This window comes from Bradyrhizobium sp. ORS 375 (assembly GCF_000239775.1).
Classification (GTDB): domain Bacteria; phylum Pseudomonadota; class Alphaproteobacteria; order Rhizobiales; family Xanthobacteraceae; genus Bradyrhizobium.
On sequence record NZ_CAFI01000455.1, the window covers coordinates 50,603 to 73,027 of the forward strand.

Sequence of the window (22,425 nt, forward strand, 5' to 3'; positions counted from 1 at the left end):
CCACAAGGACGAGCGGGCGGCAGCCTCGGTCACGGGCAAATATGGTTGTTGTGCCCCGGTCTGCCGCCATTTGTCGCACGTTATGGTCCCGGGACGCTTTGGGCCGGCCGGTGCGTTGATCCGGTCCCGAACCAGGGTGATCCGATTTCCCCTTGGCCGTGAAACGGGTTAGGATCGATGTGCCATTGTGTGCCATTGGCCCGGCCAATTCGATGACTACATCTGCCGGAGACGGGACCGATTCATCGGTCTTTACCCGGTTCTTGTTAAACGGGCAGCCGATGGCCAGACCACGCGTCCGGCCCGACGAGTCAGTCAGAAAGCGAACACGACGTGGATATTTACACCATCATCTTCCTGGGGCTGGCGGTCTTCATCTTCCTGCGCTTGCGGTCGGTGCTTGGCCAACGGACCGGGAGCGAGCGAACCCCGTTCGATCGCACGGCCCGGAATGCCGTGCAGGGTGCGCCCGACAACCACGTGATGCCGGTTCCCGGCGCTCCGATCGATCCGACCGGCCCGACCACGGGTGGCGCCGATTTCGGCGCTCCGAGTGATCGCTGGCGGGGGGTTGCCGAGGCGGGGACGCCGCTCGCCCGCGGCCTCGATGCGATCGCTGCCAATGACGCTTCGTTCGACCCGCGGCATTTCCTGACCGGCGCGCGCAGCGCCTATGAGATGATCGTGCTGGCCTTCGCCAATGGCGACCGGCGCGCGTTGCGCGACCTGCTGTCATCCGAGGTCTATGACAGCTTCGACGCCGTCATCAAGGATCGCGAGAAGCAGGAGCAGAAGACCGAGACCCGCTTCGTCTCCATCGACACCGCCGAGCTGGTCAATGCCGAGGCGCGTGACCGCACGGCGCAGCTGACGGTGCGGTTCGTGTCGCAGATGATCTCGGTGACCCGCGACAAGATGGGCAACATCGTCGACGGCAATCCGGACAAGGTCGCCGACATCACCGACATCTGGACCTTCGCCCGCGACACCGGCTCGCGTGATCCGAACTGGAAGCTGGTCGGCACCGGCAGCCATTGATCCAGAAGCGACGGCGGTCGTCGGGGTCGGACGGTCGTGTTTGCGATCGATGAACCCCGACGCCAGGAGAAAGAGATTCCATCGGCGGTATCGATTTTTTAACCCTGTTTTTCCGAATTCGCGTTGAGTGGTACTTTGATGGTGCAGGCATGGTTCGCGAGATTTGGAAGCGGGTTCTTACTGCCCGGAGCCTCCGATATGGGACGCCAGCGCTCGCCCTGAGCGTCGCGGCTGTCGTGCTTGCGCCGTACGCGGCTGAGGCGGTGCGAGCCCGGCGTCACCCGGCCGCTCCGCCGATGCGCCACCTGCCCTACCCGCAGCTCGACTGGCCGCTGGAAATCAGCAACAGCCAATATCGGCCGTTGTCCTGGAGCGAGGTGCCCGGCTGGGCCGACGATGACCAGCTCGCGGCGTACCGAACCTTCCGCGCCAGCTGCAAGCCGATCGCGGCCAAGCCCGATGGCACCCCTGAGGACAAGGCGCTCGGCGACTCGTTGCGCGACCCGTGCCGTGAGGCACGGGCGGCCGAGCCTGCCGACAGCGCCGCGGCGCGCGCGTTCTTCGAGCGAAATTTCGAGCCGCTGAAGATCTCCAAGCTCGGCGATGCCGACGGCTTCGTCACCGGCTACTACGAGCCTGTGATCGAGGGCTCGCGCACCCAGAACGAGGTCTACAACGTTCCGGTCTATCGCCGTCCGTCCAACCTGTTCGTGCGCGGTTTCAAGCAGGACGCGACGAGCCTGCCCAACAAGGGTCCTGTCTATCGCAAGATCGGACGGCGCAAGCTCGTGCCCTACTACGACCGCGCGGAGATCGAGGACGGCGCCATCGAGGGCCGTGGCCTCGAGATCGCGTGGTTGAGGAATCAGACGGATCTGTTGTTCGCGCAGATCCAGGGCTCCGCGCGGATCAGTCTCGATGACGGCTCGACGGTGCGCATCAACTACGATGCCTACAACGGCCATCCCTACACGCCGGTCGGTCGCATCCTGATCGAGCGCGGCATCATTCCGCGCGAGCAGATGTCGATGCAGCGCATCCGCGACTGGATGGAGCAGAATCCGGAAGGCGCCAACGAGCTGCGCCGGATGAACCGCTCCTACATCTTCTTCCGCGAGGTGCAGCTGTCGGAGAAGGACGAGGCTGTCGGGGCGCAGGGCATTCCGCTGACGCCGGGCCGCTCGATCGCGGTCGACAAGTCGCTGCACGTCTACGGCACGCCGTTCTTCATCACCGGCGAGCTGCCGATCGAGTCGGAAAAGACCAAGAATCCGTTTCACCGGCTGATGATTGCGCAGGACACGGGATCAGCAATTGTCGGCCCTGCCCGCGCCGATCTCTATTTCGGCGCCGGACACGAAGCCGGCAAGGTCTCGGGCCGGCTGAAGCACAGCATCCAGTTCGTGATACTGGTGCCGCGGAGCCTCGATCCGATCGCGCGCGGCCGCAAGATGCCGCTGCCCGATGCGCGTCCGTCGGAGAAGATCGCCAAGCTGTTTCCGCAGGTCCTCCCGAAGGAAGCGGCGAACGACGCGCAGAAGGCGCCGGCCAAGGAGGCGGTCAAGGATCAGCCGAAGGATCAAGCCAAGAACCAGGATCAGGCCAGCGGCGGCTCCTCGTCCGCCAAGGATGCAAAGGCCCCTGCCCCGGCCGCCAGCGCAACGACCACGGTGGCACAGAACGTCGTCGCGCCGGTGCCGCTGCCGGAGGCGCGGCCGCGGCTTGAAAGTGATCGCAATTCCCGCCGATTGCGTTATGGCAGGCGTCACCGCAATCATCGATGAACCGTCGTCTCCATGTCTGAAGATCCTGATCCTCCGCGTGGCCGACGCAAGCGCGGCCTCTCCGAGGACGAGCGCGCGCTGTGGGAGACGGTGGCGCGCCAGGTCAAGCCGCTGCGCAAGACGCCGCGTCCGGTGCGGCCGCATCCGCCGATGGCGACAGCCGAGCCGCAACCCGATAAGCCGCTGACGACGCCGCGTCCGGTTGCTCCCGTCGTCATTCCCAAGCCGATCCGCCCGGCGATCCCGCCGCTCGTGTCGCTGGGTCGGAAGGAGCGCTCGAAACTGTCGCGCGGCCGCAGCGAGATCGATGCGCGGCTCGATCTGCACGGCATGACCCAGAGCCGCGCCCACCAGGCGCTACATCACTTCCTGTATCGAGCGCAGCACGACGGTCTCACCTTCGTGCTCATCATCACCGGCAAAGGTACGATCGGCGCGGATCCCGAGCGCGGCGTGCTCCGGCGCCAGGTACCGCATTGGCTCAGCCTGCCGGAATTCCGCTCGTTGATCGTGGGGTTCGAGGAAGCCCATGTCGGCCATGGCGGCGCCGGCGCGCTCTATGTCCGGATCAGGCGGCCGCGCGGCTGACGATCAGAACGGCCGGATGATGCCGACGCGCGGGATGGCCGTGACGATCCAGCCGAGAACCGTGGTCTTGCGATCGTCGCCATCGATGAGAGCCGCGGCCTTGGCGGCGGGCAGCGTCTTCACCGCATGCAGCATCAGCACCATGCAGACCACCCAGCTCGAGATCCAGCGCGAATAGTCGAACACCATCGCGAACATCACGAGATAGGCGAGGCTGATCACGAGCAGCGCGGCGATGACGATCTGCAGGTCGCGCTGGCGCTCAAGTGCAGTGACGAGGTTCCGCAAGGTCCGCCACAGTGGCCAATGCAGCCAGAGCAGCAGCGCATAGACGGGCACGCCGAGCAGGTTCGACGGCAGCCGCGCCCAAGTGTCCTGCACTTCCTTCGTCAGCGGCTGGTACCAGACATAGGCGAACTGCAAGAGCTCGGTGCGCGACGGATCGGCCATGCGTGAACGCAGGTAGGACACGAAGTCGGCCTCGGGCAGCGGCATGGTGCCGACGAATTGCGCGGCGAGGAACAGCGCGCCCAGCCCGAGCAGCGCGCTGGCGCCGACCGCGAGATCCAGGCGCGTGAGCGGACGGGTCAGGTAATAGCGCAGGACGACGATCGCGGCGATCGTCGGGACATACATCAGCAGATGGATGTGGTGGATCAGCACCAGCGCCGCCGAGATCAGCGCCGCGAGCAGCACGTAAGCAAGCGAGCTCGCCGGCAACAGCAGCAGGACGATCGCACCGAGGCAGCCATAGATGTCGAAATGGCCGAGCGTGAACAGGAAGTTCTTGAACACGAACGGCGAGCCCGCGGTGAACACGAACAGCGGCAGGTGCGCGCGGTCCAAACCGAACGTGCGTCGGAACAGCTGGATGAACAAAGCGAAGGTGATCAGCCAGACGCTGCCGGCCAGCGCGAACACCAGCCACACCGGCACCTTGGCCGTGAACAGCCCGACGATCGCTCCGATCAGCGCGCGCTTGATGAAGCCATGGTGATAGTCGACCAGCAGATGGATGTAGGGAATGTAGGGCGGCAGCGTAAGCTTGTGCACGAACACGCCGAGCATGACAGCGGCGTTGACGACCAGCATCGCGCGCCAATGTCTGCTGTACACGCCGGTCATGCGGCGGCCGATCGAATGGTGATGTCGTGAAGGTCGTTGCCAAACCCACCAGTGTCGTCCCGGCCTTGAGCCGGGACCCATAGCCACCGCTGTTCGTGATGAGGCAAGACTGGAGCCGCCATCGTGCGTGACAATTAGCTTCGGTGGTTATGGGTCCCGGCGTTCGCCGGGACGACAGCGGAATTCGTGGTGAGTGCAATAGGTCCGACAGCTACAGAATAAACCGGCTGAGATCGGCATTCTTGGCGAGGTCGCCGATGTGCTGCTGCACATAGGCGGCGTCGACGCGCATGGTCTCGCCGGTGCGGTCGGAGGCAGTGAAGGAAATGTCGTCGAGCACGCGCTCCATCACCGTCTGCAGCCGGCGTGCGCCGATGTTCTCGACCGTCGAGTTCACCGCCACCGCGACGTCGGCCAGCGCATCGATCGCGTCATCGGTGATGTCGAGCGTCACGCCTTCGGTCTTCATCAGCGCGACATACTGCTTGATCAGCGACGCCTCGGGCTCGGTCAGGATGCGCCGCATGTCGTCGCGCGTCAGCGCCTGCAGCTCGACGCGGATCGGCAGGCGGCCCTGCAGCTCCGGCAACAGGTCCGACGGCTTGGCAATGTGGAACGCGCCGGATGCGATGAACAGGATGTGGTCGGTCTTCACAGCGCCATGCTTGGTCGAGACCGTGGTGCCCTCGATCAGCGGCAGCAGATCGCGCTGCACGCCTTCGCGCGACACGTCGCCGCCATGGCGGTTCTCGCGGACGCAGATCTTGTCGATCTCGTCGAGGAACACGATGCCGTTGTTCTCGACGACGGTGATGGCTTCCTGCACGAGCTGGTCGCTGTCGAGCAGCTTGTCGGATTCCTCCGCGATCAGGATGTCGTGCGAAGCCTCGACCGTGACCCGCCGCGTCTTGGTGCGGCCGCCGAGCTTGCCAAAGATGTCGCCGATCGAGATCGCGCCCATCTGCGCGCCCGGCATGCCCGGAATCTCGAACATCGGCATGCCGCCGCCGGACGACTGCGTCTCGATCTCGATTTCCTTGTCGTTGAGCTCGCCGGCGCGCAGCTTGCGACGGAACGAATCGCGGGTCGCGGCGCTCGAATTGGCGCCGACCAGAGCATCGAGCACGCGCTCTTCGGCGGCGAGCTGCGCGCGGGCGGCGACATCCTTGCGCTTGCGCTCCCGCACCTGATGAATCGCGACCTCGACGAGGTCGCGGATGATCTGCTCGACGTCGCGGCCGACATAGCCGACCTCCGTGAACTTGGTCGCCTCCACTTTCAGGAACGGCGCGCCCGCGAGCTTGGCCAGCCGCCGCGCGATCTCGGTCTTGCCGACGCCGGTCGGGCCGATCATCAGGATGTTCTTCGGCAGCACCTCCTCGCGCAGCCCGGTATCGAGCTGCAGCCGCCGCCAGCGGTTGCGGAGCGCAATGGAGACGGCGCGCTTGGCGTCGGCCTGGCCGACGATGAAGCGGTCGAGTTCGGAGACGATTTCGCGAGGGGAAAAGTCGGTCATGGGCTTTAGCTAGGCTCGGATGGGCGGCGAGGCAAGTCGGCGGGTTGGCAGGACATCAGCAGCGCCGGACCATCTGGCGTTTCGACCAGGCGCTCGCGCCGGAATCCCGCCTTTTCATAGGCGCGAATCGCCCGTGCATTGGCCGGCGAGGGGTCGGTGACCATGCGCGGGACGCCGCGCTGAAACATCAGGCCACAAAAGGTCCGGATGGCGAGGGCGCCGTGGCCCCGGCCGATGCGCTCGTGGCCAGCGATGAACAGGTCGATGCCGCGGGTGCCTTCCGCCTGCGGCCCGAAGCCGTCGTTCCATGCAGTGAGGGTGTAGCACTGCAGGTAGCCGGCCGGGTCGTCATCCATCAGCATGATGTACTGGTCCATGGCCGGCTCATGACGGTCGCCATCGAGCAACGCATACTGTTCGTCCGGATCACCCCACCATTCCCGGACATGCGGCTGCTGCAGCCAGCCGCGGATCGCGGACAGGTCACCTTCGGTCATCGGACGGAAGCCGACATTCATGACCGCCCTGCCCTCACAGCAGCGGCGGTCCGGCCTGCCACTGCCGGATCGCCTCGGTCGGATGGATCAGCATCAGGATGTTGAGCGTCAGGTTGTCGCGGATGTGCAGACCCACGCCGATCTCGAACACGATCGCGATCAACACGGTCAGCCAGACCGGCAGCACCCGCGCCAGCAGAAAGCCGGTCATCATCGCTAGCGTATCGCCGACGGAGTTCACGATGCTGTCGCCGAAATAGTCCAGCGAGATCGTGGCGGCGCGGTAGCGCTCGATGATGAAGCTGGAGTTCTCGACCAGCTCCCAGGCGCCCTCGATCAGCATCGCGATCATCAGCCGGCCCTGCCACGGCAGCCGCGGCACCAAAAGCACGGTGAGCGTATAGAACAGGAAGCCGTGGATGATATGCGAGAACGTGTACCAGTCGGTGAAATGCTGGGAGTTCTCCGAGCTCTGCACCACGCCATGCCACAGCTTGACGGTCCCGCACGCGCAGATCGGCAGCCGCCCCATCGCGAACAGGATCGCGGCCTGGAGAGCCAGCAGCGCGACGACGAGCCCGAGCCACAGCCCGGGCGACCGGCGGGACGCGATGCTGATCTCGCCCGCGGCCATCGTCTACTCGGCCGACAGCGCTTCGATGGTGATATTGCGGTTGGTGTAGACGCAGATGTCGGCGGCGATATCGAGCGATTTGCGCACGATGCTCTCGGCGTCCTTGTCGGTGTCGATCAGCGCCCGCGCCGCCGCCAGCGCGTAATTACCCCCCGAGCCGATCGCCATGACGCCGGCCTCCGGCTCCAGCACGTCACCGGTTCCGGTCAGCACCAGCGAGACCTCCTTGTCGGCCACGATCATCATGGCTTCCAGCCGCCGCAGATAGCGGTCGGTGCGCCAGTCCTTGGCGAGCTCGACGGCGGCCCGGGTCAGCTGCCCCGGATACTGCTCTAGCTTGCTCTCCAGCCGCTCGAACAAGGTAAAGGCATCAGCCGTGGCGCCGGCGAAGCCGCCGATGACGTCGCCCTTGCCGAGCTTGCGCACCTTGCGGGCATTGGACTTGATCACGGTCTGGCCGATCGAGACCTGGCCGTCGCCGCCCACGACCACCCTGCCCCCCTTGCGGACGGTCAGGATCGTGGTGCCGTGCCAGACGGTGGGCTCATGGGAAGCTGCGTGCATGGAAAGTCCCTGGGGTTGACGGCCTGATTTAGGCGCTCGGGGCTTGGGATACAATTACCGCGTCCCTGCCCTGCCCGGTCGGGACCTTGAAATCCGCTCACCATGGCCCGAGATCAGGGCTCCGGGGCGTCATCCCGCAGTAGCTAAGGTGTCATCCGCCTGATAAAAGGGCCGCGTTTTCAAGGGAAAGCTGACCCCATGCGTAGCGCGACCATCAAGCGCAAGACCAAAGAAACCGACATCGAGGTGTCCGTGAACCTCGACGGCACCGGCGTCGTGGATATCGCGACCGGTATCGGCTTCTTCGATCACATGCTGGACCTGCTCGCCCGCCATTCCCGCATCGACATGACCGTCAAGGCGGTCGGCGACCTCCATATCGATTTTCACCACACCACCGAGGACGTCGGCATCGCGCTCGGCCAGGCCGTGCGCCAGGCGCTCGGCGACATGGCCGGGATCACCCGCTACGCCTCGATCCACATGCCGATGGACGAGACCTTGACCCGCGTCGTGATCGACGTGTCGGGCCGGCCGATGCTGGTGTTCCGCACCACCTTCACGCGCGACAAGATCGGCGAGTTCGACACCGAGCTGGTGCGCGAGTGGTTCAATGCGTTTGCCATGAACGCCGGCATCACCCTGCATGTCGAGACGCTGTACGGCGAGAACGCCCATCATATCGCCGAATCCTGCTTCAAGGGTCTGGCGCGGGCGTTGCGGACTGCGCTCGCGATCGATCCGCGCAACAAGGGCGAAGTGCCCTCCACCAAGGGTCAGCTCGGCGGCTGACCTCCCTCCTCCAAGGGAATTGCAAGATGCCCGTCTATACGGTTCACGCGCCCCTCGCCGCCGGAGCCGATCTGCGTTCGACGGATCGCTTCGTCTTCATCCGCGACGGCTTCCATTTCTGGGCCGCCGTGCTCGGCGCCGTCTGGCTGGCCTGGCACCGGCTGTGGCTCGCGGTCATCGGCTACATCGCGCTGGTGATCGTGATCGATTTGGTGCTGGCTAAAGTCGGAGTCGCCGGCGGCGCGATCGCCACCATCGATCTCCTGATCGCGATCCTGCTCGGGCTGGAAGCCTCCAGCCTGAAGCGCTGGAGCTATTCGCGCGGTAATTGGCGCCAGCTCGACGTCGTCGTCGCCGACGATCTCGATGCCGCCGAGCGCCGCTTCTTCGAGCGCTGGGCCGCCCGGCGCAGCGATCTCGGCTACGACAACAACACCGTCGATCGCGGCGCCGCGCCGCCGACGCGCGACAATGGCAACGGACAGCGCCCGCCGCCGCCTTTGCCCCATGCCAGCATCATTGGCTTGTTCCCTGAGCCCGGAGGTGGACGATGAGCGTCGCAATCATCGATTACGGCTCCGGCAATCTGCATTCCGCCGCGAAAGCGTTCGAACGCGCCGCGCGCAGCATGGAGGATCCGCAGAAGGTCGTCGTGACCCGCGATCCCGATACGGTGTATCGCGCCGACCGCATCGTGCTGCCCGGCGTCGGCGCCTTCGCCGATTGCCGCCGTGGCCTCGATGCTGTCGACGGCATGCTGGAGGCGATGACCGAGGCCGTGCGCCACAAGGCGCGTCCGTTCTTCGGCATCTGCGTCGGCATGCAGCTGATGGCCACGCGCGGCAAGGAGCACGTCACGACCGATGGCTTCGACTGGGTCTCCGGCGATGTCGAGAAGATCACGCCCCGGGACGAGAGCCTGAAGATCCCGCATATGGGCTGGAATACGCTCGATGTGCTGCAGGAGCATCCGGTGCTGGAGAAGCTGCCGCTCGGGCCGAACGGCTTGCATGCGTACTTCGTGCATTCCTACCATTTGAATGCCGTCAACGAGAACGAGGTGCTGGCGCGCGCCGATTACGGCGGGCCGATCACCGCGATCGTCGGCAAGGACACCGCGATCGGCACGCAATTCCATCCCGAGAAGAGCCAGCGGTTCGGTCTCGCCCTGATTTCCAACTTCCTGAAATGGAAGCCGTGAGCGCTCCGGTCCCGTTCGCCTGAAGAGGCGGGCAGGGCGCGCTCTTGAAAGCCAACTGACATGATCCTGTTTCCCGCCATCGATCTGAAGAACGGCCAATGCGTGCGCCTGGAGCAGGGCGACATGGCCCGCGCCACGGTGTTCAACGTTGATCCCGCCGCGCAAGCCAAGAGCTTCGCCGACCAGGGCTTCGAATATCTCCACGTCGTCGACCTCGACGGCGCCTTCGCCGGCAAGCCGATGAACGCGCACGCCGTCGAGTCGATGCTGAAAGTGGTGAAGATGCCGGTGCAGCTCGGCGGCGGCATCCGCGATCTCAAGACGGTCGAAGCCTGGCTCAGCAAGGGCATCGCCCGCGTCATCATCGGCACGGCCGCTGTGCGGGATCCCGAGCTGGTGAAGACGGCGGCCAAGTCCTTTCCGGGACGCGTCGCAGTCGGCCTCGATGCCCGCGACGGCAAGGTCGCCGTCGAAGGCTGGGCCGAGACCTCCCAAGTCACCGCGCTCGACATCGCCAAGCGGTTCGAGGACGCCGGCGTCGCCGCGATCATTTTCACCGACATCGCACGCGACGGCCTGCTGAAGGGCCTCAATCTCGACGCCACGATCGCGCTCGGCGACGCCATCTCGATTCCCGTCATCGCCTCTGGCGGCCTCGCCTCGATCGACGATGTCAAAGCGATGCTGACCCCGCGGGCGAAAAAGCTCGAGGGCGCCATCGCTGGCCGCGCGCTGTATGACGGGCGGCTCGATCCTGCCGAAGCCTTGGCGCTGATCCGCGCGATCAGCGGGTAGGGGGAGAACACGATGTTCAAGGTCCGCGTCATTCCCTGCCTCGACGTCAAGGACGGACGGGTCGTCAAGGGCGTCAACTTCGTCAATCTGCGCGACGCCGGCGATCCCGTTGAAGCCGCGATCGCCTATGACGCCGCCGGCGCCGACGAGCTCTGCTTCCTCGATATCACCGCGACTCATGAGAACCGCGGCATCATGCTCGACGTCGTCCGGCGCACGGCCGAAGCCTGCTTCATGCCAGTCACCGTCGGCGGCGGCGTGCGCACCATCGAGGATATCAAGACCCTGCTGCGCTCCGGCGCCGACAAGGTCTCGATCAATTCGGCGGCGGTGGCGCGCCGCGAGTTCGTGAAAGAGGCGGCCGAGAAGTTCGGCGAGCAGTGCATCGTGGTGGCGATCGATGCCAAGTCGGTGTCGCGGCCGGGCGGCGGCTCGCGCTGGGAGATCTTCACCCATGGCGGCCGCAAGTCGACCGGCATCGACGCGCTCGAATATGCGCAAGAGGTCGTTGCGCTCGGTGCCGGCGAGATCCTGCTGACCTCGATGGATCGCGACGGCACAAGGCAGGGGTTCGACTTGCCGTTGACCCGCGCGGTCGCCGACAGCGTTCCGGTGCCGGTGATCGCGTCGGGCGGCGTCGGCAATCTCGATCACCTGGTCGACGGCATCCGGCAGGGCCGGGCGACGGCGGTGCTCGCCGCCTCGATCTTCCATTTCGGGGAATTTACCATCCGTCAGGCCAAGGAACACATGGTGCGCCAAGGCCTGCCGATGCGGCTCGATCCCTGACGACATTGCGCCGCAAAAATGTTAGATGAACGCTGGTCCGGCCGCCTTCCGCGGGCGGGCGGCGTCCTGAGATCTGGCTGATGTCCCGCTTCACGCTTCACGACCTGGCTGCCATCATCGACGCGCGCGCCGCGGCGGGCGGCGAGGCGTCCTATACGCGCAAGCTGCTCGACAAGGGTCCGGGGCAGTGCGCCAAGAAGATGGGCGAGGAGGCGGTCGAGACGGTCATCGCCGCGGTCGGCGCCGACCGCGAGCACCTGATCTCCGAAAGTGCCGATCTGCTGTTTCATTTGTTGGTGGTGTTGAAGTCGCGCGACGTCCGGCTCGAGGAGGTCGAGGCGGCGCTCGGCAAGCGGACCGGCCAATCGGGTCTGGAAGAAAAGGCGTCGCGCAAGACGGAGTAGGGCGCGACGGCGGGGGAAACGAAGGGCAGCGTCATGGATATGCGCACCACCGAACAACAATATAATCCGTACCGCGTCTTCACCCGCCAGCAATGGGCCGAGCTGCGCAACGACACGCCGATGACGCTCGAGCCCGGCGAGTTCTCCAAGCTCCGCTCGATGCACGACCGCCTCGACCTGCAGGAGGTCGAGGACATCTACCTGCCGCTGTCGCGATTGCTGTCGATGTATGTCGACGCGGCGCAGCGGCTGTACTACGCGCAACGCCAGTTCCTTGGCATCCGCGACCGCAAGATGCCCTACATCATCGGCGTCGCCGGCTCGGTGTCGGTCGGCAAATCGACCACCGCGCGCGTGCTGCAGGCGCTGCTGACGCGCTGGTCGCCGCGGCCGAAGGTCGATCTCATCACCACCGATGGCTTTCTGTTTCCGAACGCCGTGCTCGAACGGCAGGGCCTGATGCAGAAGAAGGGCTTTCCGGAGAGCTACGACAAGGCCCGGCTGCTCGCCTTCCTCTCCGACATCAAGGCCGGTCGCCACCCGGTGCGCGCGCCGGTGTACTCGCATCTCAGCTACGACATCGTTCCCAACCAGTGGACCGAGATCGACCAGCCGGACATCCTGATCGTCGAGGGCGTCAACGTGCTGCAGACCGGCCCGTTGCCGCGCGACGGCAAGGCGGTGCCGGTCGTCTCCGACTTCTTCGACTTCTCCGTCTATATCGACGCCGAGGAAGAAGTGCTGCGCAAATGGTACGTGAAGCGCTTCCTGTCGCTGCGCGACACCGCCTTCCACGATCCCCGCTCCTACTTCAACCGCTACGCGCTGCTGTCGGACGAAGAGGCCATCGCCACCGCGATCGCGATCTGGGAGCGCACCAACCTCGCCAACCTCGAGGACAACATCCTGCCGACCCGGCCGCGCGCGACCCTGATCCTGAAGAAGGGCGCCGACCACGAGATCGAAACGGTGGCGCTGCGGCGGTTGTGAGTTCGTGGTCGCGCTTGCACAGACTGGTCGGTAACTAAGCTCTCCGTCATTCCGGGGCGCGCGAAGCGCGAGCCCGGAATCCATAACCACGACCGGTCATGTGGACCAAGATGCTCGTGGCTATTCTCCCTTAAATAGCGGCCAACGGCTATGGATCCCGGGCTCATTCGCGCTGCCTCAAAATGGCTGCGCCATTTTGCGCGCGAATGCCCCGGAATGACGTGGGGAGAGAGTCTACCGTGGGCTGTGGCTTGTCCTGCTTAGTGGTTTGTCCCGGCTATGACCGCTTGCGCGGTGCAACCTCTCCCCGCTCTTTGCGGGGAGAGGTCGGATTGCGCAGCAATCCGGGTGAGGGGCATGGCACATACGTAGCTCGGATCAAAGTCTATCGGACGGGTATGCGCCTCTTAGCGGCTGAGAAACAGCACCACCCGTGTGGCTGCCCCTCACCCCGACCCTCTCCCCGTGAAGAACGGGGAGAGGGAGCGCAAACACCTTCCGTACTACAAACTCATCACTACGCGGCCACCTGTCGTGCCGCCGCGAGATTGGCCAGCGCCTCGTCCAACTTGTCGCGGTCGATCGGCTTGACCAGGAAGCCGTCCATGCCGGCTTCGAAGCAGGCGTAGCGGTCCTCGACCAGGGTGTTCGCGGTCAGCGCCAGGATCGGCGTGCGGCGGCCGGGCTCGCTGGCTTCCAGTGCGCGGATGCGCTTGGCGGCGGCGATGCCGTCGAGGCGGGGCATCTGCACATCCATCAGGATCAGGTCGTAAGGCGTGCCGGCGGAACGCGCGGCCAGCCAGGAATCGAGTGCGGCTTCACCATGCACGGCGATGTCGGCATGATGCCCGAGCTTGGTCAGCAGCGAGCGCATCAACAGCGCGTTGATGTCGTTGTCCTCGGCGACCAGGATCGACAGGCCTGCGCCTGCGCGGGCCGCGATCGGCGGAGCGACCATGGGAACCGGCTCGTCGATCTCGGTCGAGGCCGCGCCATCGACGTCGAAGCCGACGCGCGCCGCGAGCGAGGCGGCCCGCAGCGGCTTGACGAGGTAGCCATTGAACGGCGCTGCCGGCATCAGCTCGTGACGACTGACGGGGGTGACCAGCACGATCAGCCGCGTTGTATGCCGCCGCGCGGCCTCGCCCAGGCGCCGCGCCAGACCGCTGCCGATGGCGTCGTCGATCAGCACGGCATGCCAGGTCCGCTCGGGCAGCAGCGCTTCCGCGACTTCCGTCTCGGCGACGAGACAGGTCTGCGCGCCCCAGTTCTGCAGGCGGCGCTCGATCAGCTCGGCCTGCAGGCCGGGCGCCGCGATCAGCATGATCGATTGCCCGGTGAGATCAGGACCGCGAAAACTGTTCTGCTCGCCGCGTTCCAGCGCGGCCGGTAGCGGCACGGAGACCTCGAACGTCGAGCCGGCGCCGAGCGCGCTCTCCAGGTTGATCCGGCCGCCCATCCGCTTCACGATCCGGTCGGAGATCGCGAGCCCCAGTCCGGTGCCGCCAAAACTGCGCGCGACGCTGTCGTCGGCCTGCTCGAACTCGCGGAAGATCCGCTCCTGCGCGTCGGCGGCGATGCCGATGCCGGTGTCGCGGACCTGGAAGCTGATCTCGTTCGGCCAGATGCCGGGCTCCGCGATCAGTGCGACGCCGCCCTTGGCGGTGAACTTGATGGCGTTGCCGGCGAGATTGAGCAGCACTTGGCGCAGCCGCGCCGCGTCGCCGGTCACGAAGGTCGGCAGCCGCTCGTCCATATAGGCCGCGATCTCCAGCTGCTTGGCTTGCGCGCGCGGTGCCAGCAGCTCGGTGATCTCCTCGATCAGGGCAACAAGCGAGAACGGCTGCGCCTCCAGCGCCAGCTTGCCCGCCTCGATCTTGGAATAGTCGAGCAGCTCGTTGATAAGCGACATCAAGGCTTCGCCCGAGGTTCGCACGGCCTTGGCGTAGGTCGTCTGCTCCGGCGTCAGCTGCGTTTCGAGCAGCAGCCCGCTCATGCCGAGAATGCCGTTCAGCGGCGTGCGGATCTCGTGGCTCGCCATCGCCAGGAAGCGTGACTTGGCGCGGTTGGCCGCATTGGCCTGGTCGCGCGCATCCGCCAGCGCCCGCTCGGTCTCGGTGCGGTCGGTGACGTCGCGGCCGACACATTGCAGCAGGGCAGGGTGGCCGGCATCGGAGCGCACCAGCGCCTCGCGCCAGGCGATCCAGCGCGGACCGATCGCGCTCTCGATGCGCTGGTCGTGGACGCGCGTGCCGCTCGGCTCCAGCGCGCTGTCGCCCTGCTCGATCAGCTCGAATACGAATTTGCTGCCGGTCAGGTTCTCGCGATCGAGGCCGGCCATCTCGCAATAGGCGTCGTTGACGAACACGATGCTGCCGTCCTGCTCGCGCATGACGATGAGATCGCCCTGCTGCTCGAACAGATGGCGCGCGCGCTGCTCGGCCTCCTGCAGCTCCCAGTTCCGATCGGCCAGCACCTCGTTATGAAGCGCGATCTTGTGCAGCTTCTTCTTGATGAAGCGCAGCCGCATGCTGAGCGTAGCAAGTCCGACGCAGGCGAGCGCGAACAGGAAGCTGGCGCCGATCGCGAAGGCGTGCGGGTTGTAACCGGAATTCTCCGAGATGCTGGCCTTGATGAAGCCATAGGCGCCGCCGAAGCCGGCGGAGAAGATCATCAGCGAGCGCAGGATGGTGAAGACGAGCTGATGACGGCGCATGAACCGGCGCAGGCGCAGCCTGATGCGAAGAACCCGTTCCATCGTTCACCCCCGGCGATTGCGATTCCCAATGTCCTGGCCGGCGCGCATCATGCCGCGACGGGTCTTGCGGAGACTTCAAAGCTCGTCTCAGCGGTGCTGAGATGGTGAACCGGACGTTAGTCCGGCTCACAGCACCGGATTGGCCGACGCGTCGGCATGACGGTGGGCCGCCACGATCAGCGCGGCGGCTTCCTCCGCGGTGACGCGGCTGGAGCGGACGTAGATGCGATAGTCGGCAGGACCGTCCGACGCATCATCACGGACCAGATAGATCAGCGGAGAACCTGGCCGCGGATCGGCGGCGATCGCGACGACCTGCCTGGCCGCGCTCAGGCCGCAGCCTTCACCTTCCTTGGCCGGCGCATCGTCGACCACCACGAGATCCGCCGTCTCGGGATTTTCGGCCAGCGCCACGCGAACGGTGGCGAGCGCCGGATCGTCGGTGAACTCGACATGCAGATCGGCACGAAACGGCGCCGCGCCGAGCGCGACGCTGTCGGCACCGACGGCAATGCATGGCTGCGGGGAGGGCGCCAATTCGAGCTTGGCAAAGACCGCGGCTGCGATCAGCGGCACGGCCGACACGAGGACCTTGAAACGCAACATGACACGCACCGACACAACAGGCCTGATGACGGAAACGCGGGCCTTATGGTTGTCGGAGCGTAAAGAGAAGTCGTTACCAGAGTGTTGAGGGGCAGTGCGCGTGGCTCACGCGGCGTGACGATTGTCCTCCGCCAGCGCGCGATAGGACAGCGCCTCGGCCAGATGCAGCCGGCCGATCGTGTCGGCATGGTCGAGATCGGCCAGCGTGCGCGCGACGCGCAGCACGCGGTGATAGCCGCGCGCGGAGAGCCGCATCGTTTCGGCGGCTTCGCGCAGCAGCTTCTGCCCGGGCGCGTCGAGCTTGGCGATGTCGTCGAGCACGGCGGCGGGCGCCTCGGCGTTGGTTCTGACGTGCGGCAGGCCGGCTTTGGCGTAACGTTCGCGCTGCAGGTCGCGGGCGGCCGCGACGCGGGCGGCGACCTCGGCGGAGCCTTCCTTCGCGGGTGGCAGGATCAGATCGGCGGCGGTGACGGCGGGCACCTCGATGCGCAGATCGATGCGATCCATCAGCGGGCCGGAGATGCGGGTCTGATAGTCCGAGGTGCAGCGGTCGATGCGGCCGCGCTTGCAGGCATAGCCGGGCTCGAACGCGTTGCCGCAGCGGCAAGGATTCATCGCGGCGACCAGCATGAAGCGGGCAGGGTAGGTGACGCGGTGGTTGGCGCGCGAGATCGAGACCTCGCCATTCTCCAGCGGCTGCCGCAGCGAATCCAGCACGCGCGGATCGAACTCCGGCAGCTCGTCGAGGAACAGCACGCCTTGATGTGCGAGCGAGATCTCGCCGGGTCGCGCGCGCAGGCCGCCGCCGGTCAGCGCCGCCATGCTCGCCGAATGATGCGGGCTGCGGAACGGCCGCCGGTTGGTCAGCGCGCCGCCTTCGATCTCGCCGGCGACCGAGGCGATCATCGAGACTTCCAGCAGCTCGGCCGGCGACAGCGGCGGCAGGATCGACGGCAGCCGCGCCGCCAGCATCGACTTGCCGGCGCCGGGAGACCCGATCATCAGGAGATGATGCCCTCCGGCCGCGGCGATCTCCAGCGCGCGCTTGCCGCTCTCCTGGCCCTTGATGTCGCGCAGGTCGAGCAGGCTCGCCGGCGCCTCCTGGATTTTCGGCTGCGGCCGCGACAGCACCTGCGTGCCCTTGAAGTGATTGGCGATCTGGATCAGCGACGTCGCCGCGATGATCTGCAGGTCCGGGCTCGCCCACGCCGCCTCGGCGCCGCAGGCCGCCGGACAGATCAAGCCTTCCTCGCGCGCATTGGCGCCGATCGCGGCCGGCAGCACGCCGGCGACGGGCGCGATCGAGCCATCGAGGCCGAGTTCGCCGAGGACGGTGAAGCCGCTCAACGCATCCGGCGGGATCGCGCCGATGGCCGCCATCAGCCCGAGCGCGATCGGCAGGTCATAATGGCTGCCTTCCTTCGGCACGTCGGCCGGCGCCAGATTGACGGTGATCCGCCGCGCCGGCAGCGCCAGCCCCGAGGCGATCAGCGCCGAGCGCACGCGCTCGCGCGCCTCCGACACGGCCTTGTCCGGCAGCCCCACGATTGCGAACGCCGGCAGCCCCGGCGCGACCTGGACCTGCACGTCGACCGCGCGAGCCTCGATCCCCTCGAACGCGACGGTGGAAACGCGCTGGACCATGGTGCCCCTCCCGTGCACGAGGCTAGCGGAAGCGGGCGATGTTCGCAAGAACAATACGGGAACAATCTTTGCAATGGCTTAACCATTGCATGATCGACGTCTCTGCACGTTGAGGGAGACTGATGTATTAATCGTAGCCGCTGGTTGGCTGAAATGCGAAGAGAACAACAATTAAATTACTCGTAAGAAAACAGACTCAAATTGATCACTTGGACTTTTTGATCACTCGGACTTTTCTGTTGCTGCTCCTGCTTCGGGGATGGCAATTCGAACGACGGCGTTTTGTACATCGGTAAGTACGGCAGCTGCTAGTGCCGTTGCGTCTTGAAATGCGACCGGCCAGGGCGCACGCGTGGCCGCTCCAACGACCTCGGCAGGTCGATAGCGCTTGGCGCCCACGTCTGTCTGCGCAGCTTCGACGTAGTCTTCGGTGGCCCCAGTGCGCCTGAGTAGACTTAGGACTGCTCGCTGCCACGCGTGATCGTCCGGTCTATCGGCGGGCCAAGTTTCTTCCAACAGGAGCGGAAACCCCAAACTCCTAAAAACTGCGACGATGTACGTCGCACAGGTGAGTCCCTTGCCTAAGGGCGGAGGAAGGAATTCGTGAGTTGCCATCTCGAAGCAAGCGCCGCCAGCGTCTATCCCATAGGGAATGTTCGAAGGGCTATTCTGACGCAATGCTAACCAGGCGGCGATGAACCGCGAATTTTCAGCACTTAAACCAACATCCGCCCATAAAAAAGGATCAGCGGCAGGCTCGTCTCTCAACTGATGATGCCAAGCAAGATGACTAATTCGTGCGGGTTGACCGTCTATTTTATAGAGAAGTCCCGAGTGCAACCCATACTGATCTTCCGGGACGAGCGCTGGGGCAGGGCTAATGACCACTCCCAGCGCTTGAACGTCGTCGAACGGCCGTTCGTCTGAACGATAGACCGTCATTTGCCTAGAGCAGTCCTACAAGAAGACGCTTTGAATCAAGATGGCGCTCGTCGAGTTCGGCTTTGATCCTACGAACGAGTTGATACCAGCCGGGCACCACTTGCCGAACTGGGAACGTTACTCGTACAAGAGCTAACATCAACTCGGGAGAGAGCCGTTTTGGGTTAATGATCCCAAAAATTGTACCGATCTCATCGAACTGCCGCTTCTGCAGCAACTCGTTTAGCGCCGAAATGGTTGACATGATCTGCTGCGACGTGCTGCGGCCCGCGTCCTCCGACATGGCCCTAAACGCCCAAGACAGGTCGAGCGAGCCGGGAGGCACCGTGTCGTTTGGAGTAGAAGTTTGCGAATGACGCAGTGCTCGCGCTCTAATCCTTTTCCGAAGTACAGTCTCCCCGGGCATTGCAATGTCGCGGTCCAAGTAAACGCTCCAACGCGAGGCATCGGAGGCGAACGCAGGGACGCATGTGACCGCGGCACCAACGGCTTCGGCTAACGGGTATCGGCAAATGTTTCCGCGAGCTTCGCTAGGCGATTGGCGTCGGCCGTAGCGCTTGATGTAACCGCTCCGTAATGCACCAACGAAAGACACGTCCGCTTTCGAGGTTGAATTGGCGTAGGATGGCGAGAGCTTTGGATTCATCGGCATCAACGCTTTCGTCAAAAGTGAATTCGTTGTCTATCGAAAAACAGGTGGTCGTCTTTTCATCGTCGGGCTCGACCAAAGCTGAGAGAATGCGAAGATGGCCGACGCCAATCGGTACCGCAAAGCTAGAGTGCATTTCCTCAAGGCTGTCATCAACTACTTCGGTCTCGGACAATGGACCGATGAGTGACGAACGTATCAATTCGCCCCACGGTACATCCTTCAGCCCGAGTGCTTCCTTGTTCACTACGTTCACGTAGTTCAAAGAGATCCCAGTGAACACGGAGAGGGTGTAGGTGGCAAGAAGCGTACGAAGTGCCGTTTCAATGCCCTCACGAAATGACTCCCAACGCTCGTACTTGAACGTTCGAACACCCAAAAAGTCGCTGCCGAGAAGAATCATATTCTGCTCGTTGGCAGACGAAAACTCGTAGATGAGCCGCCGACCCGTGATTTCATCGGATGTTTCAGCGGTAGGGCGTTGCCGCACCGACCGGGTCTTGAGCAAGGGATATCTTGATACAAGCAACTTCTGGAAGTCCACCGGGAGTTCGTTATCAATGGCCAAAACCCGAGGAAAATCGAAGTGGCAGATTACGTCGGTGAGCGGATTTTCCTCATAGAGGACCCGAGTTCTCTCCGGGAATTTCATCCAGATCACCTTGTACATCGCCCGAATCGGACTGTACCTGCCAGTGAACAGAACGTCCAGAAGTCAACATCCTAAATATAAGTTAGCGTCGCGTTTCGGCGAGCGGCGGAATTTTATTCCGGCAGTTCTGTCACCGGCAGCCCCACGATTGCGAACGCCGGCAGCCCCGGCGCGACCTGGACCTGCACGTCGACCGCGCGAGCCTCGATCCCCTGGAACGCGACGGTGGAAACGCGCTGGACCATGGTGCCCCTCCCGAGAGGAGGCTAGCGGAAGCCCGGGTCTTTCGCAAGAACAATACAGGAACATCGGGGGGCGCCAGATGCAATCCGTTAAGGACGGCCTGACAGCTCCGTAGTCCGCCGGACTGGGCTTAACGCCGCTTTAGTCCGGCCTTCGCATTCTTCCGCAAATTGATCACCGATGAGCGCTGCGTCAAAGCCGGCCGGCGCCGACAACGAGAGATGTGCGATGCCCCCAGCGCCTTCGGCCGCACCAACTGCCAAGACGCCTGCCGGCGAGGCGAGGACGGTGTCCGAGCTCGCGACCGACATGCTGCGGCGGACGACGAGCCTGTTCCTGGCGGGTCCGCGGCCGGCCGCCGACGAGCAGCTCGACCTCTACGACCAGATGTTCGCCCGCCTGATGCCGCAAGTCGCGACCGACGTGCTGGCTGAGCTGAGCAAGGCGCTCGCCGGCGTCGAGCGGGCGCCTTATGCCACGGTCCGCCTGCTGGCCGTCCATCCCGAGCTGCGGATCGCCGGGCCGATGCTTGCGAAGGCGCAGGTCTTGACCGAGCGTGATCTCGCCGAATTCATCCGGACCTCCAGCCCTGCGCATCTCGTTGCGATCGCCAGCCGCCGCGGCATCGGCGAGGCGCTGACGACGCAACTGATCGCGCGCGGCTTTCCGCCGGTGCGAATGGCGCTGGCACAGAATCTGACCGCCAAACTGTCCGAGGACGGCTATCGCAGCCTGTTCAAGATCGCCGAGCGCGACGAGGAGCTGGCGGAGAAGCTGGCGCTGCGCACCGATCTGCCGGCCAAGCTGTCGCGCGCCTTTGTCGCCGCCGCCAGCGAGGGCGCACGCACCCGTTTCATCAAGGCCGCGCCGCCGGCGACCCGCGCCACCCTGCAGGCCGCCCCGACCCGATCGGCTGCTGCTGCGATGCGCGCGATGTGGGACTATGAGCAGGTCAAGGCCGAGGTCGCCGCGCTCAATCGCACCGGCAAGCTCGGCGACTCCGCCGTCAATCGCTTCTGTGTGACGGGCGATTTCCCCGCTGTCATCGCAGCACTGGCGCTGCTCTGCGTCGTTTCGATCGAGACGATCGAATCGCTTTTGCAGGAGGATCGGCTCACGGACCTGCTGCTCGCCTGCAAGGCGGCCCGGCTGAGCTGGGCGACGACCGCCATGATCCTGCGCGCCCGCCCCGGCTGCGACGCGCTGCCGGCCGATGATGTCGAGGAGGCGCGCAAGCGCTTCGAGAAGCTGGTGCTGTCCGAGGCGCAGTGGAAGGTGCGCGGCCTCGAATCGCGCTGAACCGGGAGAGCGGTCTCAGCCCGGCGGCGTCGCGTAGTTGGTGAAGTCGATCTTGAACATCGCCGGATCGAGCTTCTTGGTGGTGTCGAGATTGTACACCGCGATCGTGGTGTCGTAGCCCTGCGGATCGGTTACGGTCCACTGCTTGAGCTGGCCGTCCTTGGCGCCGAGCATCAGCATCAGCCGGCTGGTGCCGATCAGCGCCTGCTTCTCCTCGATCGTGATCGTGACGTAGAGGTCGTCCGAGGCCACCGCGATGACGTTGGTGTCCTTCAACAGGTCGATGCGGTCCGACAACAGGTAGCGCAGCGGCGTCTGCGACAGCGGGTAGACGTCCTGGGTCGCCAGCTTGCGATCGCGCACCACCAGCGAGGAGCCGTCGGCGACGATGTCGATCGGCGTCGGCGGCTCGTATTCGAAGCGCACCTTGCCGGGCTTCTGGATGTAGAAATCGCCCTTGGTCTTGCTGCCGTCCGGGCCGACCTGGACGAAATTCCCGACCAGCGTCTGCAGCGACGACAGATAGGCGCTGACCTTGGCCGCGACCGCCTTCTGGTTCGCGTCGAACGAGGTGAAGATGCTCGCCGGCACATTGCGCCGAGGATCGGGAATGACCGGGTTGGGCGGCGTGGCCTGGGTGGTCGCGGGCGCCTGGCCGCGCTGGTCTGAGGCGTTGAGCTGCCCGCCGCTCTTCGCGGCCGCCTTGGGAGCAGGCGTGGTCTGGGCGGTGGCGTGACCGGCGACGCTGGTCAGGGCGCAGGCCACGACGGCGCACGCCACGAGCGGGGCCTTCGTGCGGCGGCCGCGGGGGAGCGAAAAGGGGCTGTTCAACAAGGAGCTCTTCAAAACGACGTCCTGATCTTTACGCGTTTCTATCGTGGTTCGGTCGGTCAGCGTGATCGTAATTGCGTGAAG

General features: G+C 65.0%; 23 protein-coding genes and 1 pseudogene. 11 read left to right on the plus strand and 13 right to left on the minus strand.

Translation table 11 applies throughout. The annotated features are described in order from the left end of the window. The first annotated feature begins 333 nt into the window (after window positions 1-333). The 3 genes from BRAO375_RS30950 to BRAO375_RS30960 all read left to right on the plus strand — a co-directional run bounded on the left by BRAO375_RS30950 (window position 334) and on the right by BRAO375_RS30960 (window position 3,410). Window positions 334-1,038, plus strand: a complete 705-nt coding sequence (locus BRAO375_RS30950) for a Tim44/TimA family putative adaptor protein (RefSeq protein WP_009031367.1) — start codon at window positions 334-336, stop codon at window positions 1,036-1,038. A 149-nt stretch (window positions 1,039-1,187) separates the two neighbouring features. Further along, window positions 1,188-2,822 carry a murein transglycosylase A gene (gene mltA, locus BRAO375_RS30955; RefSeq protein WP_009031369.1) on the plus strand — a complete coding sequence of 545 codons (1,635 nt, stop codon included), beginning with the start codon at window positions 1,188-1,190 and terminating at the stop codon, window positions 2,820-2,822. A 12-nt stretch (window positions 2,823-2,834) separates the two neighbouring features. Next, window positions 2,835-3,410 carry a Smr/MutS family protein gene (locus BRAO375_RS30960; protein ID WP_009031370.1) on the plus strand — a complete coding sequence of 192 codons (576 nt, stop codon included), beginning with the start codon at window positions 2,835-2,837 and terminating at the stop codon, window positions 3,408-3,410. A gap of 3 nt (window positions 3,411-3,413) precedes the next feature. Here the strand turns inward: BRAO375_RS30960 and BRAO375_RS30965 are convergent, their stop codons facing one another. The 5 genes from BRAO375_RS30965 to hslV form a co-directional block, all read right to left on the minus strand. After that, on the minus strand, window positions 3,414-4,535 hold the full coding sequence (locus BRAO375_RS30965) for a hypothetical protein (protein ID WP_009031371.1): 1,122 nt from the start codon (window positions 4,533-4,535) through the stop codon (window positions 3,414-3,416). A 211-nt stretch (window positions 4,536-4,746) separates the two neighbouring features. Then, window positions 4,747-6,051, minus strand: a complete 1,305-nt coding sequence (gene hslU / locus BRAO375_RS30970; RefSeq protein WP_009031372.1) for an ATP-dependent protease ATPase subunit HslU — start codon at window positions 6,049-6,051, stop codon at window positions 4,747-4,749. Window positions 6,052-6,056: 5 nt separating this feature from the next. Next, window positions 6,057-6,569, minus strand: a complete 513-nt coding sequence (locus BRAO375_RS30975) for a GNAT family N-acetyltransferase (protein ID WP_009031373.1) — start codon at window positions 6,567-6,569, stop codon at window positions 6,057-6,059. Between the two features lie 13 nt (window positions 6,570-6,582). Further along, window positions 6,583-7,182 carry a DUF2585 domain-containing protein gene (locus BRAO375_RS30980; RefSeq protein ID WP_009031374.1) on the minus strand — a complete coding sequence of 200 codons (600 nt, stop codon included), beginning with the start codon at window positions 7,180-7,182 and terminating at the stop codon, window positions 6,583-6,585. 3 nt (window positions 7,183-7,185) lie between these two features. Beyond that, on the minus strand, window positions 7,186-7,746 hold the full coding sequence (hslV, locus tag BRAO375_RS30985; RefSeq protein WP_009031375.1) for an ATP-dependent protease subunit HslV: 561 nt from the start codon (window positions 7,744-7,746) through the stop codon (window positions 7,186-7,188). Window positions 7,747-7,944: 198 nt separating this feature from the next. Here hslV and hisB point away from each other — a divergent pair, with 198 nt between their 5' ends. The 7 genes from hisB to coaA all read left to right on the plus strand — a co-directional run bounded on the left by hisB (window position 7,945) and on the right by coaA (window position 12,717). Further along, complete coding sequence (gene hisB / locus BRAO375_RS30990; protein WP_009031376.1) at window positions 7,945-8,538, plus strand: imidazoleglycerol-phosphate dehydratase HisB; 594 nt, start codon at window positions 7,945-7,947, stop codon at window positions 8,536-8,538. A 26-nt stretch (window positions 8,539-8,564) separates the two neighbouring features. Beyond that, entirely contained in the window at window positions 8,565-9,092 is a 528-nt protein-coding gene (locus tag BRAO375_RS30995; RefSeq protein ID WP_009031377.1) for a DUF2628 domain-containing protein, read from the plus strand. Next, the gene (gene hisH, locus BRAO375_RS31000) at window positions 9,089-9,739 is read left to right on the plus strand and encodes an imidazole glycerol phosphate synthase subunit HisH (protein ID WP_009031378.1); all 651 of its coding nucleotides are present in this window, start codon (window positions 9,089-9,091) and stop codon (window positions 9,737-9,739) included. The genes BRAO375_RS30995 and hisH overlap by 4 nt, the downstream gene beginning before the upstream one ends. Before the next feature lie 60 nt (window positions 9,740-9,799). Further along, a complete protein-coding gene (gene hisA / locus BRAO375_RS31005; protein ID WP_009031379.1) occupies window positions 9,800-10,534 on the plus strand; it encodes a 1-(5-phosphoribosyl)-5-[(5-phosphoribosylamino)methylideneamino]imidazole-4-carboxamide isomerase in 735 nt (244 codons plus the stop codon). Window positions 10,535-10,546: 12 nt separating this feature from the next. Next, the gene (hisF, locus tag BRAO375_RS31010; RefSeq protein ID WP_009031380.1) at window positions 10,547-11,323 is read left to right on the plus strand and encodes an imidazole glycerol phosphate synthase subunit HisF; all 777 of its coding nucleotides are present in this window, start codon (window positions 10,547-10,549) and stop codon (window positions 11,321-11,323) included. 80 nt (window positions 11,324-11,403) lie between these two features. Next, window positions 11,404-11,727 (plus strand): phosphoribosyl-ATP diphosphatase, encoded by a 324-nt coding sequence (locus tag BRAO375_RS31015; RefSeq protein ID WP_009031381.1) that lies wholly within the window; start codon window positions 11,404-11,406, stop codon window positions 11,725-11,727. 33 nt (window positions 11,728-11,760) lie between these two features. Next, complete coding sequence (gene coaA, locus BRAO375_RS31020) at window positions 11,761-12,717, plus strand: type I pantothenate kinase (RefSeq protein WP_009031382.1); 957 nt, start codon at window positions 11,761-11,763, stop codon at window positions 12,715-12,717. Window positions 12,718-13,234: 517 nt separating this feature from the next. Here coaA and BRAO375_RS31025 read toward each other — a convergent pair. The 7 genes and pseudogenes from BRAO375_RS31025 to BRAO375_RS38925 all read right to left on the minus strand — a co-directional run. Beyond that, a complete protein-coding gene (locus BRAO375_RS31025; RefSeq protein ID WP_009031383.1) occupies window positions 13,235-15,475 on the minus strand; it encodes an ATP-binding protein in 2,241 nt (746 codons plus the stop codon). A gap of 126 nt (window positions 15,476-15,601) precedes the next feature. Then, on the minus strand, window positions 15,602-16,081 hold the full coding sequence (locus BRAO375_RS31030; RefSeq protein ID WP_009031384.1) for a hypothetical protein: 480 nt from the start codon (window positions 16,079-16,081) through the stop codon (window positions 15,602-15,604). Window positions 16,082-16,186: 105 nt separating this feature from the next. After that, window positions 16,187-17,725 carry a YifB family Mg chelatase-like AAA ATPase gene (locus BRAO375_RS31035; RefSeq protein WP_009031385.1) on the minus strand — a complete coding sequence of 513 codons (1,539 nt, stop codon included), beginning with the start codon at window positions 17,723-17,725 and terminating at the stop codon, window positions 16,187-16,189. 222 nt (window positions 17,726-17,947) lie between these two features. Continuing rightward, a complete protein-coding gene (locus BRAO375_RS37775; RefSeq protein WP_009031386.1) occupies window positions 17,948-18,667 on the minus strand; it encodes a hypothetical protein in 720 nt (239 codons plus the stop codon). A 4-nt stretch (window positions 18,668-18,671) separates the two neighbouring features. Further along, window positions 18,672-18,950, minus strand: coding sequence for a hypothetical protein (locus BRAO375_RS31040; RefSeq protein WP_139031513.1), 279 nt, complete (start codon window positions 18,948-18,950; stop codon window positions 18,672-18,674). Between the two features lie 247 nt (window positions 18,951-19,197). Beyond that, a complete protein-coding gene (locus tag BRAO375_RS31045) occupies window positions 19,198-19,986 on the minus strand; it encodes a TIGR04255 family protein (protein WP_009031388.1) in 789 nt (262 codons plus the stop codon). Between the two features lie 116 nt (window positions 19,987-20,102). Beyond that, window positions 20,103-20,213, minus strand: a pseudogene (locus BRAO375_RS38925) (ATP-binding protein); the annotation flags it as partial. Between the two features lie 226 nt (window positions 20,214-20,439). On the opposite strand from BRAO375_RS38925, the gene BRAO375_RS31050 reads away from it, so the two are divergent. Then, entirely contained in the window at window positions 20,440-21,510 is a 1,071-nt protein-coding gene (locus BRAO375_RS31050; RefSeq protein WP_009031389.1) for a DUF2336 domain-containing protein, read from the plus strand. Window positions 21,511-21,525: 15 nt separating this feature from the next. Here BRAO375_RS31050 and BRAO375_RS31055 read toward each other — a convergent pair whose 3' ends face one another. After that, window positions 21,526-22,290: an outer membrane lipoprotein carrier protein LolA gene (locus BRAO375_RS31055; RefSeq protein ID WP_009031390.1), complete on the minus strand. Its 765-nt coding sequence runs from the start codon at window positions 22,288-22,290 to the stop codon at window positions 21,526-21,528. Window positions 22,291-22,425 lie beyond the last annotated feature (135 nt).

Excerpts from the sequence above, each read along its gene's own strand:
- coaA (WP_009031382.1), top strand. The coding sequence starts at position 11,761 with ATGGATATGCGCACCACCGAACAACAATATAATCCGTACCGCGTCTTC.
- BRAO375_RS31025 (WP_009031383.1), bottom strand. The coding sequence starts at position 15,475 with ATGGAACGGGTTCTTCGCATCAGGCTGCGCCTGCGCCGGTTCATGCGC.
- hslU (WP_009031372.1), bottom strand. The coding sequence starts at position 6,051 with ATGACCGACTTTTCCCCTCGCGAAATCGTCTCCGAACTCGACCGCTTC.
- hslV (WP_009031375.1), bottom strand. The coding sequence starts at position 7,746 with ATGCACGCAGCTTCCCATGAGCCCACCGTCTGGCACGGCACCACGATC.
- BRAO375_RS30995 (WP_009031377.1), top strand. The coding sequence starts at position 8,565 with ATGCCCGTCTATACGGTTCACGCGCCCCTCGCCGCCGGAGCCGATCTG.
- BRAO375_RS30965 (WP_009031371.1), bottom strand. The coding sequence starts at position 4,535 with ATGACCGGCGTGTACAGCAGACATTGGCGCGCGATGCTGGTCGTCAAC.
- BRAO375_RS30980 (WP_009031374.1), bottom strand. The coding sequence starts at position 7,182 with ATGGCCGCGGGCGAGATCAGCATCGCGTCCCGCCGGTCGCCCGGGCTG.
- BRAO375_RS31050 (WP_009031389.1), top strand. The coding sequence starts at position 20,440 with ATGCCCCCAGCGCCTTCGGCCGCACCAACTGCCAAGACGCCTGCCGGC.
- hisA (WP_009031379.1), top strand. The coding sequence starts at position 9,800 with ATGATCCTGTTTCCCGCCATCGATCTGAAGAACGGCCAATGCGTGCGC.
- BRAO375_RS30975 (WP_009031373.1), bottom strand. The coding sequence starts at position 6,569 with ATGAATGTCGGCTTCCGTCCGATGACCGAAGGTGACCTGTCCGCGATC.
- mltA (WP_009031369.1), top strand. The coding sequence starts at position 1,188 with ATGGTTCGCGAGATTTGGAAGCGGGTTCTTACTGCCCGGAGCCTCCGA.
- BRAO375_RS37775 (WP_009031386.1), bottom strand. The coding sequence starts at position 18,667 with ATGACGGTCTATCGTTCAGACGAACGGCCGTTCGACGACGTTCAAGCG.
- hisB (WP_009031376.1), top strand. The coding sequence starts at position 7,945 with ATGCGTAGCGCGACCATCAAGCGCAAGACCAAAGAAACCGACATCGAG.
- hisF (WP_009031380.1), top strand. The coding sequence starts at position 10,547 with ATGTTCAAGGTCCGCGTCATTCCCTGCCTCGACGTCAAGGACGGACGG.
- BRAO375_RS31035 (WP_009031385.1), bottom strand. The coding sequence starts at position 17,725 with ATGGTCCAGCGCGTTTCCACCGTCGCGTTCGAGGGGATCGAGGCTCGC.
- hisH (WP_009031378.1), top strand. The coding sequence starts at position 9,089 with ATGAGCGTCGCAATCATCGATTACGGCTCCGGCAATCTGCATTCCGCC.
- BRAO375_RS31030 (WP_009031384.1), bottom strand. The coding sequence starts at position 16,081 with ATGTTGCGTTTCAAGGTCCTCGTGTCGGCCGTGCCGCTGATCGCAGCC.
- BRAO375_RS31040 (WP_139031513.1), bottom strand. The coding sequence starts at position 18,950 with ATGTCGGAGGACGCGGGCCGCAGCACGTCGCAGCAGATCATGTCAACC.
- BRAO375_RS31015 (WP_009031381.1), top strand. The coding sequence starts at position 11,404 with ATGTCCCGCTTCACGCTTCACGACCTGGCTGCCATCATCGACGCGCGC.
- BRAO375_RS31045 (WP_009031388.1), bottom strand. The coding sequence starts at position 19,986 with ATGTACAAGGTGATCTGGATGAAATTCCCGGAGAGAACTCGGGTCCTC.
- BRAO375_RS30960 (WP_009031370.1), top strand. The coding sequence starts at position 2,835 with ATGTCTGAAGATCCTGATCCTCCGCGTGGCCGACGCAAGCGCGGCCTC.